Source organism: Halobellus sp. Atlit-38R (assembly GCF_003665925.1).
Lineage (GTDB): Archaea > Halobacteriota > Halobacteria > Halobacteriales > Haloferacaceae > Haloquadratum > Haloquadratum inordinatus.
The window spans coordinates 1-2792 of the sequence record NZ_QXIJ01000035.1 but is presented as its reverse complement, the minus strand read 5'-3'; the positions used below and the strand labels follow the sequence as shown (position 1 = coordinate 2792).

Sequence of the window (2792 nt, the reverse complement as noted above, 5' to 3'; positions counted from 1 at the left end):
TAACGAACCGGTCGGAGATCACTGCTGTCTGGTGATTCGATGGCCTACATTCGGGTGAGCTGAAGCTCACCCCAATAATTATCATCAATCACCTGCTATTTTTCGTTGCAGGATTTTCATAGGAGTTGCCACGGTGTTTATTCCACGGTTCTACAACAGAATTCGCCGTGAGAATTTGGTTGCGCGTTGACCAATGTCCTACCTCTCTACACAAATCTTAAATTCGTTTCTTGATCGAATCCTTGTTCCGTTTCCGAGATAGTTAAGTTGTGAACTAGTTACGAAACAATTATGTTTGAATTGGTCCACCAATATGCCCCCCAAAGTCCCGCTGGTCGAACTGCGACTGCCATCGTCGCCTGTTTGATTGGTGTCCCAGCACTCGTACTCGGAGTCGTTGGATTATCTGGAAACGTCGCGGCAGGACTCTTGTTCCTCTTGCTCAGTACTGTAACGCTTGGGGTCGCCGGACAATTGGTACGAGGGGTCGTTCGTCAGGCGAATGCGGCCCCTGTGGACAGTCTACAGGACGGTCAGCGGACAGACGAAGCGAACGAAACGCCAATTGAAACGCTTCGGCGACGGTATGCGGAAGGTGAACTTGATGACGAAGCGTTTGAGCAGCGTCTCGACCAACTCATCAAAACGGAAGAACTGGAGCAGCAGACGACCGAGCGCGAGCGCGTGATAGAGTGACTCCTGTGCTGGGCGATACGTCTCTCTTCTGTAGTGAGCGATTCCTGTGTGGGTGTGGGGAGTCTTCTATGACTCCCTGTATGTTGCTACTCAACTGACCGTCTTCACTCGTGGGGGTGCTTTTCGACTTCGTCACTACTGGTCGCATCCACGGCTACTGCAACGAGGTCGTCGTGATGCTGTTCGATGACATCCGTTAGCTGGCGCGCAGTTCTGAGTTTGTATCGGACCTCTGGATCATCGACTTCCGCTGTCGCGTCCGCAAGGAGGGCGTCGATTGCATCGACGGGTGTGTCCGCCATATCGGGTCCTGATCTGCTCAATAAAAATAACATTTGGAAAACACACATATTTGTATGCGAGGTACACACAGTGCTGCGGTTTGACGCAATAACTGTCCCGAGACGCCCTAAGCTTAGCTCTTAGGTGTCGCGAACACTCGGTGGCAGAAACCGCGGCTCGTCACTCTCACCGTCATCGTACCACAGGACGTCGTCGCCGGCCTCGATCCCATAGCGGGCCGCGATCTCGCTGGGGATCGTGATCGTGTAACTGCCGTTAGCCTCCTGGACGGCACGCGTGTCTGCGAACAACTCCGTGAGGGACTCCGACATATCCTGTTCCTCGTGTGGAACCCACTTGATCTCTGTTAAGACAGTAGTTCCCTGGGGCATCCAATGGGTCTGTAATGGACTCTCTGGTGATTCTCCGATTTCATAGTCTTTGCTCCCTGTTGTGGGTGTATGCTGCTTTCCACCAGCATTCCCACATCCCGACTACGAGCAGGTGATTCGCGATGATGGACTGTGTCCGGTTGCAAGATGGCGGCGCCTCCTTCCGGCTCACGATCCCCGCGCGGATGATCGAAGCCTCTGGCCTCTTGTATAAGGAAACCCCAGACGCAACTATCCAGGAATCGGAACTCGCCGTCGACGATCCGATGGTGCTGCTCGAACTCGACGAATCGGAGGGAATGCTCACGGCGCAACTTCCCGAGCCGCCGGAGGATCCTCCCGAACCCGAAGCTGCGGAACCGACGCTGACCGACGTCGAGCGGAAAGTCCTCGAGCAGGCCGATAGCCAGGCGGACTGATGCGCACGGAGATTCCGGTCCCGATTCAGAGTCTCCCGGAGTATGGCTTGCGACTACGCAGTCAGCGCGGGCGGGCACTGCATCGCTTCCCGGAACCTGATCCGTCAGATCCGACCGCAGCGATCCCGGCGTGTGTGGCCAACGGCGATCCAGGCGCGGTGATCTCGGAGGATCCTGCGGACTACTTCCGCGCAAAACTGGATCTGACAGTTCGCTCCCGGCGGTACTCGCTGTGTTCGCGGCCGTCTTGCTTCGGGCGCCTGACGGCTGTGGATGGGGTGAGTTGGGACGAGGCGGCGGCCGGCGATCGGGCTGTGCCTACGGTCGTGCAACAGCACGAAGCTGACTGAGTCCTTCCGGTTCTCCCCTCGAAGCTGCTGATGCAGACTCAAATCGCAAGACAGTGCCGATTATCGTTGTGGACGTGTTCTGATCTGTCGAATCGACGCTTGAGACCCGTAGGAGCGTTACTCTGCGTGTTTCAGTATTTGCGGGGTGACAACTATTTCTAGGGCAGCAATTCCGAGTGCGACCCAGCGGATCGTACCTTCGAGCAGGACGAATGCGATAATGGCGATGATCGCGGCATTAACGAGGCTGAGACCATAGCGGGCGACTGGACTGTCGAAGATGGAGGGCATATGAATGGTCCAATCGAGTACACGACCATATTCTTTTATATATCTGATCTTGAGGGAACGCAAGGTATGATCATCCGTGTTCGGTTAACACTCCCAGTAATATTCTATGGGGTTCGAGATTGCCTGAGCCGGGCGTAGACGGCGAAATCGACCGATGCTCAAACCCTCCAGAACCGTCGGCTCGGGCTTAACCGAACACCGATGGTGTATAAATGTAGGAATTCTATGGCACCCTCTATGCAAAAAGAATTGCGTACAGTACGACACAGAGACCGATTACTGTCACGAGGCCCCGTACAAGTAAGACAACGCCATTCCCCGCGCCAGCGATGTCCGTAAGCAACACCGCCACGAAAACAACA

General features: G+C 55.2%; 5 protein-coding genes. 2 read left to right on the top strand and 3 right to left on the bottom strand.

The window, feature by feature from the left end; all coding sequences use genetic code 11:
- Positions 1-513: 513 nt before the first annotated feature.
- Positions 514-696, top strand: coding sequence for an SHOCT domain-containing protein (locus D3D02_RS21290; RefSeq protein WP_233560698.1), 183 nt, complete (start codon positions 514-516; stop codon positions 694-696).
- A gap of 104 nt (positions 697-800) precedes the next feature.
- On the opposite strand, the gene D3D02_RS17855 is transcribed toward D3D02_RS21290, so the two are convergent.
- Together D3D02_RS17855 and D3D02_RS17850 are read right to left on the bottom strand one after the other, a co-directional pair.
- On the bottom strand, positions 801-998 hold the full coding sequence (locus tag D3D02_RS17855) for a hypothetical protein (RefSeq protein WP_121571294.1): 198 nt from the start codon (positions 996-998) through the stop codon (positions 801-803).
- 120 nt (positions 999-1118) lie between these two features.
- Positions 1119-1310 carry an AbrB/MazE/SpoVT family DNA-binding domain-containing protein gene (locus tag D3D02_RS17850; protein WP_158599412.1) on the bottom strand — a complete coding sequence of 64 codons (192 nt, stop codon included), beginning with the start codon at positions 1308-1310 and terminating at the stop codon, positions 1119-1121.
- Positions 1311-1492: 182 nt separating this feature from the next.
- On the opposite strand from D3D02_RS17850, the gene D3D02_RS17845 reads away from it, so the two are divergent.
- The gene (locus tag D3D02_RS17845) at positions 1493-1789 is read left to right on the top strand and encodes a hypothetical protein (RefSeq protein WP_121571292.1); all 297 of its coding nucleotides are present in this window, start codon (positions 1493-1495) and stop codon (positions 1787-1789) included.
- Between the two features lie 467 nt (positions 1790-2256).
- Here the strand turns inward: D3D02_RS17845 and D3D02_RS21025 are convergent, their stop codons facing one another.
- Positions 2257-2430, bottom strand: coding sequence for a hypothetical protein (locus D3D02_RS21025; protein ID WP_199723161.1), 174 nt, complete (start codon positions 2428-2430; stop codon positions 2257-2259).
- Positions 2431-2792 lie beyond the last annotated feature (362 nt).

What these genes read in the sequence shown, in the direction of transcription:
- D3D02_RS17855 (WP_121571294.1), bottom strand. Translation starts at nt 998, where the DNA reads ATGGCGGACACACCCGTCGATGCAATCGACGCCCTCCTTGCGGACGCG.
- D3D02_RS17850 (WP_158599412.1), bottom strand. Translation starts at nt 1,310, where the DNA reads ATGTCGGAGTCCCTCACGGAGTTGTTCGCAGACACGCGTGCCGTCCAG.
- D3D02_RS17845 (WP_121571292.1), top strand. Translation starts at nt 1,493, where the DNA reads ATGATGGACTGTGTCCGGTTGCAAGATGGCGGCGCCTCCTTCCGGCTC.
- D3D02_RS21025 (WP_199723161.1), bottom strand. Translation starts at nt 2,430, where the DNA reads ATGCCCTCCATCTTCGACAGTCCAGTCGCCCGCTATGGTCTCAGCCTC.